This is a genomic window from Actinoplanes oryzae (genome assembly GCF_030757795.1).
In the GTDB taxonomy this organism is placed as follows: Bacteria; Actinomycetota; Actinomycetes; order Mycobacteriales; family Micromonosporaceae; genus Actinoplanes.
Genome location: NZ_JAUQWH010000015.1, coordinates 41,040 through 55,404, shown reverse-complemented (window position 1 = coordinate 55,404; position 14,365 = coordinate 41,040). Strand labels below are relative to the sequence as shown.

The window sequence follows — 14,365 nt, the reverse complement described above, 5'->3', positions numbered from 1 at the left end:
CGGCGGACCTCAGCGACGCTTGCGATTCCGGGAAATCAACACGAAGGCCAGGACGATCGCGGCCACCACCAGCAGGCAGCAGATGCCGCCGAAGATCGGGAAGAAGCCGAAGCCGCCACGCCGGCGACGGGACTTGGCCGCCTCGACGGCGACGGTGTCCAGGCCGGTGCTCGCGGCCCAGGCGTGCACCGGGATCACCAGCGTCAGCACCGCGCCCGTCACGGCCGCGGACAGTCGGGCCCACCATTTCGTCACGTCAGACATGTGTCCAGTCTGGCCGAGGACCGCAAGGTACGCCCGGCAGGGGCCCGCCGAGGCCGCCAGGTTCGTTCCGGTACAGGACGGGTAGTGCAGACTTTCGGGCAAACGGATCGTGGGGGATGGGAGTGCAGTGGACGCTCAGCTGACGGCGCTGGCCGAGGCGCACGGGGTGGCGACCTGGTACGAGGACTGGCACCGCGAGCGCAAGGACGTGTCGGCCGAGTCGGTGATCGGCGTGCTGGGCCTGCTCGGGGTCGACGCGAGCGACCCGGCGGCGATCGAGCGGGAGCTGGCCGCCATCGAGGAGGCCCGCAAGCACCACCAGCTGCCGGGCACGGTCGTCGTGCGCCAGGGCGACACGCGGGAGCTCGCCGAGCCGGGCGAGATCCTGCTCGAGGACGGCGCCACCCGCGAGGTCACCGGCGTCCCGGGCGACCTCCCGCTGGGCTGGCACCGGCTGCGCACCGGCGGCCAGGAGGTCACGCTGGTCGTGGTGCCCGTCGAGCTGCCCGAGCCGCCCGAGACGTGGGGCTGGATGCTACAGCTCTACAGCCTGCGCTCGGCCGCGTCGTGGGGCCTGGGCGACCTCGGCGACCTGCGCACCTTCGTGGAGCACAGCCACGGCGCCGGGCTGGTGCTGCTGAACCCGCTGCACGCGGTCACGCCCACGCTGCCCGTACCGGCCTCGCCCTACTCCCCGTCGAGCCGGCGCTTCGCCAACCCGCTCTACCTGCGGGTGGCCGACACCGAGGCGTACGCGCGGGCCGGCGACGAGCTGCGGGCGCGCGTCGACGCCCTCAAGCCGGCGCCCACCGCCGACGGGCTGATCGACTACAGCGCGGTCTGGGCGGCCAAGCGGGCGGCGCTGGAGCTGCTCTGGCCGCTGGCCGGCGAGGTCGACCTGGACGCCGACCCGGGCCTGACCGACTTCGCGACGTTCTGCGTCCTCGCCGAGCGGCACGGCGCCAACTGGCAGGAGTGGCCGGCCGAGCTGCGCCGCCCCGACACCCCCGAGGTCGCCGCCGCCCGCAAGGACGAGCGGGTGGGCTTCCACGTGTGGCTCCAGCAGTTGCTGAACCAGCAGCTCGACGCCGCCAACGACGCCGCCCGCGAGCAGGGCATGCCGGTCGGCATCGTGCACGACCTCGCCGTGGGCATCGACCCGTCCGGCGCCGACGGCTGGCTGCTGCAGGACGTGCTCGCCGCCGGGGTGCACGCGGGCGCGCCGCCGGACGCCTTCAACCAGCTCGGGCAGGACTGGGGGCTCGCCGCGTGGCGTCCCGACCAGCTGATCGAGACCGGCTACGCCGCCTACCGCGACATGCTGCGCCGCATCTTCCGGCACGCCGGCGGCCTGCGCGTCGACCACGTGGCGGGGCTCTGGCGACTGTGGTGGGTGCCGCCGGGCATGGGTCCGGCCGAGGGCACGTACGTCCACTACGACCCCGAGGCCATGCTCGGCATCCTGGCCCTGGAGGCCACCCGCGCCGGCGCCGTCGTGATCGGCGAGGACCTGGGCACCGTGCAGCCGGTGGTCACCAAGACGCTCGAGCGCATGAACATGCTGGGCTCGGCCGTGCTGTGGTTCACCCGCGACTACGAGAACGACCCCGACGAGAACTATCTGCCCGCGGCGGACTATCCCCGCAACGCCCTCGCGTCCATCTCCACTCACGACCTGCCGACCGCCGCCGGCTTCCTCGCCGGCGAGCAGGTGCGGGTGCGCGCCGAACTGGGCCAGCTGGCCGGGCCGGTGGAGGAGGAGCGGGCGTACGCGGAGAAGGACCGTGCCAAGCTCCTCGCCCGCCTCACCGAGGAAGGCCTGATCACCGCGGACAGCACCCCCGACGAGATCATCGTCGCGATGCACGCCTTCCTGGCCCGCACGCCCTCCCGGCTCGTCACCGCCGCGCTCTACGACGTCCTGGGCGAACTCGACCAGCCCAACCTGCCGGGGACGACCGACGAGTACCCGAACTGGCGGATGCCGCTGAAGACCCCGCTGGAACAGATCGTCGACGATCCGCGGATGCGTCGCGTGGCGCAGGTGCTCGGGGCACGCTCCTGAGGTTTTGCCTGCTCCCAGCCGGGAAGCTGAGAGGTGTCTGCTGAGAAGGTCACGAGAGAGGACGACGCCATGGGCTTCATGGACAAGGCCAAGGACTTCGCCGACAAGCACGACGAGCAGGTCGACCAGGGCATCGACAAGGCCGGCGACCAGGTCGACGACCGCACCGGCAACAAGTACTCGGACCAGATCGACAAGGGCGTCGACCAGGCGCAGGCCCGGACGGGCGCGGGCGACACCCAGGAGTGACCCGCCGCGGCTTCCGGCCCGGCTGCGACCCGTTCGCAGCCGGGCCGTTCCGTGTCCCCTACCGCTGGCCCCCGGAGGCGAGGAGGACGTCGCCGGTGATCCAGCGGGCGTCGTCCGAGGCGAGGAAGGCGGCCACCGGGCCGTAGTCGTCCGGGGTGCCCGTGCGGCCCAGCGGGGTGTTCGCGATCGAGGCCCGCTCCAGGTCCGTGCCGATCCAGCCCATCGCCCGTACGCCCTCCGTGTCGGTCGGGCTCGGCGCGATCGCGTTGACCCGGATCCCCCGCGGCCCCAGCTCCTTCGCCGCGACGACGGTGAGCGCCTCGAGCGCGCTCTTCGTGGCGGCGTAGACACCCGCGTAGGCAGGCAGCGAGAAGGTGCCCGCGGTCGACACGTTGATGATCGAGGCGCCGTCGATGTCCTCCTGGGCGGCGAGCGCCTGCATGGTCAGCAGCGGGCCGAGGACATTGGTGTCCACCTGGGCCCGGAGGGTCTCCGCGGTGGCCGCCGTGAGCGGCTCAAAGGTCGCGATGCCGGCGTTGTTCACCAGCACGGTCACGGGGCCGAAGGCGTCGCGGGCGCCGGCGAAGACCCGCTCGACGTCGGCGCTCTGCGACACGTCGCCCTGGACCGCGACCGCGCGGCCCCCCTTCTCGGTGATCTCCCGGACCACCCGGCCGGCGCCGGACGCGTCCTGGCGGTAGTTGACGACGACGGCGGCACCCTCGGACCCCAGCGCCTTGGCGATGGCGGCGCCGATGCCCTTCGCGGCTCCGGTGACGATGGCGGTGCGGGTGGAAAGCCTGCTCATGACGTCTCTCCCGATCGATGGTGACCTGTGCGATCACCGTAGGAGAGTCACTACCCTTCAGGTAGTACGCACTTTTTTGTAAGCTCGCGTCCATGGCGGAACCCGAGCAGCTCGCATCGGCCCTCCGGCTGCTGCAGGGCGACGGCTGTCCCCTCCGGGGCATCTTCGACGAGGCCACCAGCCGCTGGGCGACCCTCATCATGGCGGCCCTGATCACCGGCCCGCACCGCTTCGCCGAGCTGCGCGACAGGCTCGGCGGCATCAGCGAGAAGATGCTGGCCCAGAAGCTGAAGGCCATGGTCCGCGCCGGCCTGGTCGCCCGCGACGCCAAGCCGACGGTGCCGCCCCAGGTCACGTACAGCCTGACCGAGCTGGGGGCGAGCATGGCGGGGCCGCTGACCGGCCTCTTCCGCTGGTTCGGCAGCCACGGCGACGAGCTGACCCGCGCCCAGCGCGCCTACGACGCCGGCTGAGCCCCTTCGGCGGCGCGGGCAGCCCGCCCGGGATCAGGCGGCGCTGCGATCGGCCGGCGGGCGGCGGCGCAGGGCCGGGGTCGTCACGGACGGCGGCACGTAGGCCTGGTCGAGCCGGGTGACGTCGGTGCCGGGCGGGACGATCTCGTCGATCCGGTCGAGGACGTCGTCGGTCAGGCCGACGCCGACGCCCGCCAGCAGGTCGGCGAGCTGGTCCAGGGTGCGGGCGCCGAGCAGGGTGCTGGTCACGCCCGGATGCGCGACGGTGAAGGCCATGGCGAGGTGGGTCAGCGGCAGGCCCGCCTCGGCCGCCAGAGGCACCAGCTGCTCGACGACGTCGATGCGGCGCTCATCGGTCAGGTGCCGGAAGAACCGGGCGCGCCGCAGGTCGTTCGGCTCGCCCCGGCGGACGCGACCGGTGAGCATGCCCTGGCCGAGCGGCCCCCACACCAGCGTGCCGAGGCCGTAGCGCTGGGCGGCCGGCAGCACGTCGTTCTCCGCGCCGCGGTTGAGGATCGAGTAGGGCAGCTGCTCGGTGTGGAAGCGCTCCAGCCCGCGGCGCTCGGCGACCCACCGGGTGTCGGCGATGTCGACGGCCGGGGAGTTGGCGGAGCCGATCGCGCGCACCTTCCCGGCCCGGATCAGGTCGGTGAGCGCCGAGAGCGTCTCCTCGATGTCGGTGTCGGGGTCGAGCTGGTGCACCTGGTAGAGGTCGATGTGATCGGTACCGAGGCGGCGCAGCGAGCCCTCGACCGCGGTCATGATCCAGCGGCGGGACGTGCCGCGCCGGTTGGGGTCGGCGCCGGCCGGGCGGCCGAACTTGGTGGCGAGCACGACGGTGTCCCGGCGCCCCTGGAGGGCCCGGCCGACGACCTCCTCCGAGTCGCCGTAGGCGTCCGAGGTGTCGATGAGGTTGATGCCCGCGTCGAGCGCCTTATGGATCACCCGGATCGAGTCCGCGGGGTCCGGGTTGCCCACCTGGGTCGCGAACATGAGCGCGCCGAGCGCGTACGGACTGACCTTGATGCCGGTCCGGCCCAGGGTGCGGTACTGCATGGCGGTCTCCCCGCGATATCGTGGCTGAAGTGGAATGTCTTTCCGGAACTATACGGAAAGGCTTTCCGGAACAGCAAGGGGAGGCGATGTGCCGGACACCACGGCGGACCCGCGGCCACGGCGGATGCGCACCGACGCGCGACGCAACGTCGAGTCGCTGCTGGAGGCCGCGAAGACGGTCTTCGGCACCTCGGGCGTCGACGCGCCCGCGAAGGAGATCACGGACCTGGCCGGGGTGGGCGTCGGCACGCTCTACCGGCACTTCCCGCAGCGGGCCGACCTGATCAAGGCGGTGATCGAGCGGGAGATCGACGCCGTCGCCGACGCCGCCCCGGCGCTGGCCGCCGAGCACCCGCCGGGCATCGCGCTCGCCCACTGGGCGGACCGGCTCGCCGCGCTGATCGCGACGAAACGGGGGTTCGCCGCGGCGCTGCACTCCGGCGACCCGGCGTTCGCGGGGCTGCCCGGCTATCTGCTGGCCAAGCTGTCCCCGGCCGCGGAGTCCCTGCTCGACCGAGCGGCGGCGAGCGGGGAGATCCGCGCCACGATCACCCCGCGCGATCTGCTCTACGCGGTCGCGAAGCTGTGCGCGCCGCTGCCGGACGAGGAGCCCGGTTACGGCCGGCGGATGGTCGCCCTGCTGGTCGACGGCCTGCGCCGGGGCTGAGGGGCGGGCAGGCCCCGGGGTACGGACTCAGATGCCGTGCGGGCGCGGGTCCGGCTCGCGGTCGGGGCGGCGGACCGTCGCCTTGCCGCGGGCCGAGTTGGCGGCGAAGCGGGCGGTCGCCCGGCGCACGCGCTCGGCGCGGGCGGTGAGCTCCGGCCCCTGGTCCCCGGGCTCGTCGAGATCGTCGTCGTGCGCGTCGACGAGGTCGGCCAGGCGGGCGGCCACGTTGGCGGCGCGCGCCGCGAGGTCGGGGTGGGAGTCGTAGGTGGCGACCTCGCCGGCCGCGTCGCGCAGGGCGCGGGCCTGCTGGGCGGCGGAGGAGTAGGGGGCGCGGACGGCCGCCGTGCCCACGGCCGCGTCGGGCAGCGGGTCGAGGATCTCGCCCTCCAGCACCGGCGGCGCGGAGACCGGGCCGGGCTCAGGCTCCTCGGACTCGGCGGCCTGCGCCTGGCGGGGCACGGCGAGCGCTCCCAGCAGGGAGACGGTCTGGCCCTCGCCGCCGTCCGTGCCGGCGAACTCGGGGCCGATGAGGTTTTTGACCAGCTCGCGGGCGTCCTCGACCGAGATGCCGAGTTTGCTCGCGTTGTCGACGCGGTAGCGGGCGATGGCGTGGCGGACGACGTTGGCCAGTTTGTCGGCGTCGCTGGTCTCGGTCAGGTCGCCGCCCGCGAAGACCAGGGCCGGGAACGAGCCGTCCGACCCGCCGCAGACGAGCTGGAGCTGGGCCACGGCGGCGGTGCGGCCGTCCTCGGTGCGGGCCGGCTGGACCCGGATGTGCTGCGGGAAGACCCAGGACATCTCGCTGGAGCGCACCTCGAGGTCGTCGGAGGTGTGCGCATAGACGATGCGGTGGTTGGTGACGAGCACCTCGGTGGTCTCCGGCAGCGTCCACCGGGGCAGCGAGGCGGCCTGGTCGAACGCGTACTCCGCGACGGCCGACCGGCCGCGCCACAGCGACCGCTCACCCTCCGGCAGCGGACCGAAGACGTCGGGTGCGTGGGCACCGGCGGGTTCGTCCGCGGCAGTGGGGTAGGCCATCCTCTGATTGAATCCTGCACAGCGGGATCGGACAACCCACTGGGCGATCATTTCATGTGATTCGTGCTGGTCAGGCGCGTCCGCTGAAGAGGCCCTCGGGCGGTGCGGGCGACGGGACGGCGTCCGCGTCGTGGGCCGGCGGGCGCCCTCCGGCGAACCTGTCGAGGTCCGTCTCGACCCGTCCGGGGAACCAGTCGCCCGCGGCGCGCCGGCTCAGCTGGTCGACCGGCGGCGGCGTGCGGCCGGCGACCACGACGAGGTTGCCGAAGCGGCGCCCGCGCAGGACCGCGGCGTCGGCGACGAGGCAGGCCTGCGGGAGCGCGGTGCGGATGGTGGCGACCTGCGTGCGCGCGTACGTCAGCGGGGGCCCGTCGGCGACGTTGGCCACGAGCAGTCCCGCCGGGGCGAGCACCCGGGCCACCTGCGCCATGAACTCGGCCGACGCCAGGTGCGCCGGGGTCCGCGCGCCGGCGAAGACGTCGAGCACCACGAGGTCGTATCCGGCCTCGCGCATGCCCGAGACGGCCTCGCGCGCGTCGCCGACCCGGACCTTCAGCTTGGCCCGCGGGTCCCAGGGCAGGGCCGAGCGCACCAGCTCGACCAGCGGCCCGTCGATCTCGACGACGCGCTGCGGGGAGCCGGGCCGCGTCGCCGCGACATAGCGGGGCAGCGTCAGCGCGCCCCCGCCCAGGTGCAGGACCCGCAGCGGGGCTCCCGGCGGCGCGGCCAGGTCGATCACGGCGCTCATCCGCCGGACGTACTCGAACTCCAGGTACGTCGGATCGTCCAGGTCGACGTGCGACTGCGGGGCGCCGTCGAGCAGCAGCGTCCAGGCGCCGGGCCGGTCGCCGTCGGGCACGAGGTCGGCCACGCCGGAGGCGACGACCTGCGAGCGCCGTCCGGGGGAAGCACGCCGCGAGGAAGCCATGACGGACAAGTATGTCGGGTTGCGGTCGGGTAGCAGCGCCCGGGGAACCCGATGATCTTGGAGCGGCCCGCCGACAGGACAGGGCGTGACGGCCACCACCGACTTCCTGCCCGCCGACCCGCTGCTGCATCTGCTGCGCCGGGCCACGTACGGTCCGACCCCCGCAGCCGTCGCCGACATCCGCCGCCTCGGCGCCACCGCGTGGCTCGACCGGCAGCTCAAGCCCGCCACGATCCCCGATCCGGTCGCGGACGGCCTGGCGGCCCGGCTGCCCATGAGCGGGATGACCGTCGACGCGATCCGCACCCGGGTCCGCAAGGGCGCCCTGCAGGAGTACGCCTGGGACGCCATGTTCGAGACCGGCTACGCCACGGTGGCCCGCGCGGTGTGGAGCGAACGGCAGCTGTTCGAGGTCATGACCGAGTTCTGGTCGAACCACCTCAACGTCACGTGCCCCTCCGGCGACGTGTGGGACAGCCGCCCCGACTACGACAGGACGGTCGTCCGGGCGTACGCGCTGGGCCGCTTCGCCGACATGCTGAAGGCGAGCGCCCGGCATCCGGCCATGCTGACCTACCTCGACAACAGGTTCTCCACCCGCGCGGCGCCGAACGAGAACTACGGCCGCGAACTGCTGGAGCTGCACACCGTCGGCCTGGGCTACTCGGAGTCCGACGTGAAGAACGCCGCCCGGCTGCTCACCGGGCTGACCGTGCGCTGGGACACCGGCAAGTACCGCTACGACGCGGCGCAGCACGCCACGGGCGCCGTGCAGGTGCTCGGCTTCAAGCACGCGAACGCCACGGCGGCCGGGGGCGAGGCCGCCGCCCTGGCGCTGCTCGACTACCTGGCCGTGCACCCGGCCACGGCGAAGCGGATCGTCACCAAGCTGTGCGTCCGGTTCGTGGCCGACGAGCCGCCCGCGAGCCTGGTGACGAAGCTGACCAAGGTCTACCTGGACAACAAGTCGGCGATCGCCCCGGTGCTGCGGGCGCTGTTCACGTCGGCGGAGTTCGGGGCGTCCGCGGGGGCGAAGACGCGGACGCCGTACGAAGATGTCGTCGCGACCGTCCGTACGCTCGGCTTCGGCCCGGACAAGGCCGGGGTCAAGGGCCTGCAGGCGCTCTACTGGATCTGCGAGTCCGCGGGGCAGGCGCCGCTCGCGTGGGCGCCGCCGAACGGCTACCCCGACGTGGCGGCCGCCTGGGCCAGCCCGTCCGGCCAGGTCATCCGCTGGAACGCCCATCTCAACGTGGCCGCCGGCTGGTGGCCCACGACGCTCGTGCGGCCCGACGCGCCGATCAAGGAGTACGCCGGCAGCACGCTCCCAGCCACGTACGGCGCCCTCATCGACGCCGTCGCCACCCGGCTCGTCGGGCGGTCCCCCGCGCCCGCCCACCGGGAGGCCCTGGCCGCCTTCTACGGCAAGTCCCCGGCGAGCCCGCTCAAGGCGAGCGACGCGGCGGCCGGCTGGGCCTTCCCGTACCTGCCCGCCCTGCTCCTCAACAGCCCCTACTTCAGCCTGAGGTGACCGTGACCAAGTTGACGGACGTGTGCGGCTGCCCGGTCAGCCGGCGCAAGGTGCTCGCGGCGGGCGCGGCCGGGGCGTTCGCCGGGCTCGTGGGCGACCAGCTCGCCACGCAGCTCGCCTACGCGTCGCCCGGCTACACCGGCGACGTGTTCGTGCTGCTGTCGCTGCGCGGCGGCTTCGACGGGCTGTCCGCGATCGTGCCGGCCGGCGACCCCGCGTACTACTCGGCGCGCCCGGACATCGCCGTGCCGAAGGCGAAGCTGCTCGGCGGGGACGGGTTCTTCGGGCTCCACCCGGGGCTCGCGCCGCTGCTGCCGTACTGGCGATCGGGGGTGCTGGGCGCCGTGCAGGCCGCCGGGCAGCCCGCGCCGAACCGGTCGCACTTCTCCGCCATGGAGGAGCTCGAGCGGGCCGCGCCCGGGACCAGCGTGCGCACCGGCTGGCTGGACCGGATGATGGGCTCGCTCGGCGCGACGGACCCCTTCGGCGCGGTCTCGGTGGGCAGCGCCATGCCCGCCCGCGTCCTCGCCGGCCCCGCCCCCGATCTGGGCCTGACCGCCGTCGACGACTTCACGCTCTCCGGCGAGGATCCCGCCCGCCCGATGGCGAAGACCATGGCTTCCCTGTACGCCGACGCGCCGGCCGCCCTCGCGACGACGACCCGCATGACCACCGCCGCCCTCGCCACCACGGCCACGCTGAAGGCGGCCGGATACCGGCCCGCCAACGGCGCCGCCTACCCCGACACCGAGCTGGGCCGGGCCCTGCGCGACGTGGCGCGGCTGGTCAAGGCCGACGTGGGCCTGATGAGCGCCTGCGTCGACTCCGGCGACTGGGACATGCACGAGAACCTCGGCGCCGCCGCCCCCGGCCAGAAGATGTTCGACCACCTGACCGATCTCGCCACGGCCCTCGCCGCGTTCGCCACCGACCTCGGCCCGGCCGGGCTGGGCCGGGTCACGCTGGTCACGATCAGCGAGTTCGGGCGGCGCGTGGGGCAGAACGGCTCGGGCGGCCTGGACCACGGCTACGGCAACGCGATGCTCGTGCTGGGCGGTGGCGTGCGCGGCGGCAAGGTCCACGGCCGCTGGCCCGGCCTCGCCCCGGCGAACCTCGTCGACGGCGACCTCGCGGTGACCACCGACTATCGCGCGGTGATCGGCGAGATCCTGCGGGCCCGATGCGGCGTGGGCGACCTGGGCGGCGTCTTCCCGGGCGTCAGCCCGAGCACGCTGGGTGTCGTTCGCGCCCGGTGACCCGTGCGGGGCTCGCGGCCGCCCGCAGCATGCCGAAGCGGGCACTCGTCACCTCGCCCTCCCGCCGCAGGGTCAGGCCGTCGCAGAGCTGGTGCACGAGCCAGAGGCCCATGCCGCCCGAGACGCCCGGCACCGGCGGCAGATAGCCGGCGAACGGGTCGGGTGCCGTGCCGCCGGTGTCGGTGACCTCGCACACCACCGCGTCGGGCAGCACCCAGATCGTGAGCTCCCGCTCGGCGCCGCCGTGCCGGACACTGTTCGTGGCGAGCTCGCAGACGGCCAGCACCAGGTAGTCGACCCGGCCGGGTGGCAGCCAGCCGCCGAGCGCCGCCCGCTCGCGCACGGTGGCGCGCAGCCCGGCCACGCTGTCCGGCACGGGAGCGACCAGCGCCGGCTCGCCCGACACCGGCCACGGCTGGTCCGGCACCTCGGTCAGCACCCGTGCGGGCTCGTAGCGGGTGCTCTCGTGCCAGCCGCCGTGGTGCACGCGCGGGTGGGTGCGGTCCGCGACGTCGAGCAGGTGCGGGGGCAGGGCGCGCCGGTCGTACGGGCACAGCAGGGTGCCGTCGTAGCGGGACAGCGCGCGGTTGAGCGCCGCCTCGTAACGCGTCCACGCCGCGGTGGCGCCCGTCCACGGTGTCTCGCCGATCAGCCGCGTGGTGCGGCCGCGAACCTGCCCCGAGCGCAGCAGCTTGACCCAGCCGGCGATCGTGCGGACGGGTTGCGCGTACCAGTCGTCGGCGGGCAGGAACCGCACCGACCGCGCGTCGCCGCCGAGCGCCTCCCGCACCAGCCCGAGCTGCCCTGGCGCGGCCGCCATCGCGACGAACTGCTCCCGGGCGAGCCCCTCGCGCGCGAACAGGGCCAGCGCCGAGGCGTAGGCCGCGTCGCTGTCGTAGAGGAACGCCGAGTGGGCGAAGACCACCGAGCCACCTCCCAGTGCCGCCGATCGACCACGGTAACACCGCGTTCCACCAGCACCGCAGCCCGTACGCGAGGGTTGCACCACTGCGGGTGAATACGTGCCCCGGAATCCGCGAACGACCGGTCCTCGCCGGGCCGTCCGGTTCAGACTTGATCTCGGATTTTCCACGGCGTGAACGGGAGGGGCGCAGATGCCGGGCACCGGAACCAGCATGCTGGCCGAGATCATCGGCCAGATCCCGAGACGGCCGGCCGGCCCGCCGTCCGCCGGGGAGATGCCCGCCATCCTGGCGGCCGCCCGCGACAAGGCGGGACCGCCCCTGCGCATCCGCCGCCACGAGTCCGACGAGGGCCCCGCCTACTGGCGCTGGGACTGCACGACCTGCGGCGAGTACGGCGGCGGCCGCCACCACGAGGACGCGGTGAACCGCGCGATGCGGCACTGCGGCGAGCACCCGGAGCACGGCTCGTCGCTGCTCCCCCCGGCGCGCTGCCGGGAACGCGACCACCGCCTCGCCGTCCACCCCATGCTCTTCGCCATCGACGACGACCCGCCCCCGGAGCCCCTCGCCGGCTGAGGGGACGTTCGCGCCGATCTCGCGGACATCGGTGCACAGGCCGGCCGATTCCGGACGAACGTCATTAACGTCGCCGGATGTGAGACTTCTTCTCCATGCGGCGGCCGCCGCCGTGGTGACGCTGGCGGTCGGCCTGCCCGCGGCGCCCGCGTCCGCGGCGGTCACCCCCGAGTGCCCCGCCCGGCTCGCCTGCGACTTCGTCCCCGCCGCCTACGCGTCGAACAATCCCGCCGACGCCAACGCGTACGGCAACTACGACCCGGCGGACCGGCCGTCGAAGCAACTGCCGATCAAGTACATCGTCCTGCACGACACCGAGGGCAGCTACGACGGCACGCTGGCCTGGTTCCAGGACCCGGCCGCCTACACCTCCGCGCACTACGTGATCCGCTCCGCCGACGGCCACGTCACCCAGATGGTGCGCACCAGCGACGTCGCCTGGCACGCCGGCAACTCGCTGATCAACGCGCAGTCCATCGGCATCGAGCAGGAGGGCTACGCCGCCGAGGGCACCGCCTGGTTCACCGACGCGCTGTACGAGAACACGGCCGCCCTGGTCCGCTACCTGGCCGCGCGCTACCGCATCCCGCTCGACCGCGAGCACATCCTGGGCCACGACGACGTCGCCAACCAGAAGCGCTTCGAGGAATCCCACACGGACCCGGGCCCGTACTGGGACTGGGACCGCTTCATGCGGCTGCTGCACGCGCCGGCCGCCGAGCCCGGCCGCGCCCTGGTCACCATCGCTCCCGGCTTCGCCACCAACCAGCCCGCCCTCACCTCCTGCACCGCCTCGGGCTGCCAGGACCTGCCTCGCCGCCCGTCGAGCACCGTGCTGCTGCGCACCGAGCCGCGCGACGACGCGCCCCTGCTGACCGACCCGGTCCTCGGCGGCGGGACGACCGACATCGCGGACTGGTCCGACAAGGCCGCGGCCGGGCGCACGTACGCGGTGGCCGAGCGCCGGGGAGGGTGGACGGCGATCTGGTTCGGCGGTCAGAAGGGCTGGCTGCCCACCAAGGTGCTCCGCCCGGCGGCCGGTGTGACCGTCAGACCCCGCTCCGGCACGATCCCCGTCTTCCCCGCCAACCTCCCCGAGCCGGGCGAGTGGCCCGCGGGCGCGCCGGCGGGCAACCCCGCGACCCCGCCCGCTCCGACCGCGTTGTACGCGATCCCCGCCGGCCAGCGGTACCAGCTCGCCGATCGGGACCGCGCCAAGATCTACTACGCCCGCTTCGACGGCGCCGGCGTCCCCTACAACCACACCGTCATTGCGGGCGCCGAGACCTACTACCGCATCTCCTTCCACCACCGCTTCATGTACGTCCGGGCCCGCGACGTCACCCTCGACCCCTGACAGCCGGGCTGCGCCGCCGGTCGCCCTTCCCGGCCGAGGCGTTCCGGCGGCTCAGCCGTGAATCCTCGTGACCCGCTCCCCTGTTGCGGCGGCGCGGGCGACGGCGGCCGTCAGCTCGCTGTTGTGCACCGCGAGGGCGAAGTCCGGGCCCGCGAGGCCGGGCCGGAGCAGGGTCGCGTACGCCTCGGCGACGTTCAGGGCGGGCCCCGCCGCCATGCCCTTCGCCGCCGGCGCGTCCGGCGCCTCGAAGGCGGCGCTCGACGTGAGGGTGAGGTCGCCGGCCTGCACGCCGTAGAGCGAGCCCCCGGTGAGCGAGAGCCACCCCTCGGTGCCGCGCAGCTCGAACCGGAAGGTCGCCTCCTCGGGCGCCACGCCGCCGAGAACGCTCGCGGCCAGGACGGTCCCGTCCGCGGTCGTGCCCAGCACGTCCAGGTGATCGGGCACCTCGCGGACGGCCGTCCCGCCGGTGTCGGCCAGGACCGGCCGGGGCCACATGGTCGCGGCCCGCGCGTCGACCTCGGCGAGGTCCCCGAGCACGGCCTCCGCGATGTCCAGCGTGTGCCCGGCCGTGATGGTGACCAGGTTGGCGCCGGCGTCCGCCCGCTCGAAATAGTCGTAGGCCGAGGCTGTCACGGGCCCGAACCCGGAGGACGTCGACACGATGCGGGCGTGCAACGGCCGGCCGATGCCGCCGTCGGCGATCACCTGCGCGGCCCGGCGTACGGCGGGGTTGAGACGCCCCTGCAGGCCGATGAGGTGGCGCCCCGGGCCGGCTGCCGCCGCGAGGGCCCGGGTCTGCTCGGGCGACACTCCGAGGGGCGCCTCGCAGTAGACGGTCTTCCCGGCCTCGAGGGCGGCGAGGACCAGGTCGTGGTGGGCGGGGACCCGGACGGCGATCGTGACGATGTCGATCGAGTCGTCGCGGATGAGGGCGGCCGGGTCGGCGTACCAGGTGCGGGCGCCGAAGGCCGCGGCGGCCTCGCGGGCGCTCTCCTCCCGTCGGGTGGCGACCGCTGCCAGCGCGAAGCCGTCGAGGGCTCGGACGGCCGGCACGTGCGACACCTGGGACCAGCTTGCCCGGGTGTCCGCGCCGATGATGCCGACCTGAAGTGGTTCGTTGCTCATGACCTGCATCCAAGGTCCGTCCCGGCGCCGCAGCCAGAGCGACCGG

The 14,365-nt window shown here is 74.0% G+C and carries 15 protein-coding genes; 8 read left to right on the top strand and 7 right to left on the bottom strand.

Annotated features, from left to right (window positions below; genetic code table 11):
- Nucleotides 1–9 precede the first annotated feature (9 nt).
- Nucleotides 10–264, bottom strand: coding sequence for a hypothetical protein (locus RBH18_RS07990; protein WP_306205314.1), 255 nt, complete (start codon nucleotides 262–264; stop codon nucleotides 10–12).
- Between the two features lie 127 nt (nucleotides 265–391).
- On the opposite strand from RBH18_RS07990, the gene malQ reads away from it, so the two are divergent.
- Together malQ and RBH18_RS07980 are read left to right on the top strand one after the other, a co-directional pair.
- Nucleotides 392–2,329 (top strand): 4-alpha-glucanotransferase, encoded by a 1,938-nt coding sequence (malQ, locus tag RBH18_RS07985; RefSeq protein ID WP_306205313.1) that lies wholly within the window; start codon nucleotides 392–394, stop codon nucleotides 2,327–2,329.
- Nucleotides 2,330–2,398: 69 nt separating this feature from the next.
- Entirely contained in the window at nucleotides 2,399–2,578 is a 180-nt protein-coding gene (locus RBH18_RS07980) for an antitoxin (RefSeq protein ID WP_306205349.1), read from the top strand.
- 58 nt (nucleotides 2,579–2,636) lie between these two features.
- Here the strand turns inward: RBH18_RS07980 and RBH18_RS07975 are convergent, their stop codons facing one another.
- On the bottom strand, nucleotides 2,637–3,386 hold the full coding sequence (locus RBH18_RS07975) for an SDR family NAD(P)-dependent oxidoreductase (protein ID WP_306205312.1): 750 nt from the start codon (nucleotides 3,384–3,386) through the stop codon (nucleotides 2,637–2,639).
- Nucleotides 3,387–3,478: 92 nt separating this feature from the next.
- On the opposite strand from RBH18_RS07975, the gene RBH18_RS07970 reads away from it, so the two are divergent.
- The gene (locus tag RBH18_RS07970) at nucleotides 3,479–3,859 is read left to right on the top strand and encodes a winged helix-turn-helix transcriptional regulator (RefSeq protein ID WP_306205311.1); all 381 of its coding nucleotides are present in this window, start codon (nucleotides 3,479–3,481) and stop codon (nucleotides 3,857–3,859) included.
- A gap of 33 nt (nucleotides 3,860–3,892) precedes the next feature.
- On the opposite strand, the gene RBH18_RS07965 is transcribed toward RBH18_RS07970, so the two are convergent.
- Complete coding sequence (locus RBH18_RS07965) at nucleotides 3,893–4,915, bottom strand: aldo/keto reductase (RefSeq protein ID WP_306205310.1); 1,023 nt, start codon at nucleotides 4,913–4,915, stop codon at nucleotides 3,893–3,895.
- 88 nt (nucleotides 4,916–5,003) lie between these two features.
- On the opposite strand from RBH18_RS07965, the gene RBH18_RS07960 reads away from it, so the two are divergent.
- Nucleotides 5,004–5,582, top strand: coding sequence for a TetR/AcrR family transcriptional regulator (locus RBH18_RS07960; RefSeq protein WP_306205309.1), 579 nt, complete (start codon nucleotides 5,004–5,006; stop codon nucleotides 5,580–5,582).
- A 27-nt stretch (nucleotides 5,583–5,609) separates the two neighbouring features.
- On the opposite strand, the gene RBH18_RS07955 is transcribed toward RBH18_RS07960, so the two are convergent.
- Both RBH18_RS07955 and RBH18_RS07950 read right to left on the bottom strand, forming a co-directional pair.
- Nucleotides 5,610–6,620 carry a translation initiation factor 2 gene (locus RBH18_RS07955; protein ID WP_306205308.1) on the bottom strand — a complete coding sequence of 337 codons (1,011 nt, stop codon included), beginning with the start codon at nucleotides 6,618–6,620 and terminating at the stop codon, nucleotides 5,610–5,612.
- A 70-nt stretch (nucleotides 6,621–6,690) separates the two neighbouring features.
- Nucleotides 6,691–7,548: a spermidine synthase gene (locus RBH18_RS07950; RefSeq protein ID WP_306205307.1), complete on the bottom strand. Its 858-nt coding sequence runs from the start codon at nucleotides 7,546–7,548 to the stop codon at nucleotides 6,691–6,693.
- 85 nt (nucleotides 7,549–7,633) lie between these two features.
- Here RBH18_RS07950 and RBH18_RS07945 point away from each other — a divergent pair, with 85 nt between their 5' ends.
- A complete protein-coding gene (locus RBH18_RS07945; protein WP_306205306.1) occupies nucleotides 7,634–9,079 on the top strand; it encodes a DUF1800 domain-containing protein in 1,446 nt (481 codons plus the stop codon).
- A gap of 2 nt (nucleotides 9,080–9,081) precedes the next feature.
- Nucleotides 9,082–10,335, top strand: a complete 1,254-nt coding sequence (locus RBH18_RS07940) for a DUF1501 domain-containing protein (RefSeq protein WP_306205305.1) — start codon at nucleotides 9,082–9,084, stop codon at nucleotides 10,333–10,335.
- Here the strand turns inward: RBH18_RS07940 and RBH18_RS07935 are convergent.
- Entirely contained in the window at nucleotides 10,298–11,260 is a 963-nt protein-coding gene (locus RBH18_RS07935) for a sensor histidine kinase (RefSeq protein WP_306205304.1), read from the bottom strand. The two genes, RBH18_RS07940 and RBH18_RS07935, sit on opposite strands and share 38 nt — an antisense overlap.
- Before the next feature lie 190 nt (nucleotides 11,261–11,450).
- Between RBH18_RS07935 and RBH18_RS07930 the strand changes: the two genes are divergently transcribed.
- Both RBH18_RS07930 and RBH18_RS07925 read left to right on the top strand, forming a co-directional pair.
- On the top strand, nucleotides 11,451–11,837 hold the full coding sequence (locus tag RBH18_RS07930; RefSeq protein WP_306205303.1) for a hypothetical protein: 387 nt from the start codon (nucleotides 11,451–11,453) through the stop codon (nucleotides 11,835–11,837).
- Between the two features lie 79 nt (nucleotides 11,838–11,916).
- Nucleotides 11,917–13,194: an N-acetylmuramoyl-L-alanine amidase gene (locus RBH18_RS07925; RefSeq protein ID WP_306205302.1), complete on the top strand. Its 1,278-nt coding sequence runs from the start codon at nucleotides 11,917–11,919 to the stop codon at nucleotides 13,192–13,194.
- 51 nt (nucleotides 13,195–13,245) lie between these two features.
- On the opposite strand, the gene RBH18_RS07920 is transcribed toward RBH18_RS07925, so the two are convergent.
- Nucleotides 13,246–14,319 carry a Gfo/Idh/MocA family protein gene (locus RBH18_RS07920; protein WP_306205301.1) on the bottom strand — a complete coding sequence of 358 codons (1,074 nt, stop codon included), beginning with the start codon at nucleotides 14,317–14,319 and terminating at the stop codon, nucleotides 13,246–13,248.
- Between the last annotated feature and the right edge of the window lie 46 nt (nucleotides 14,320–14,365).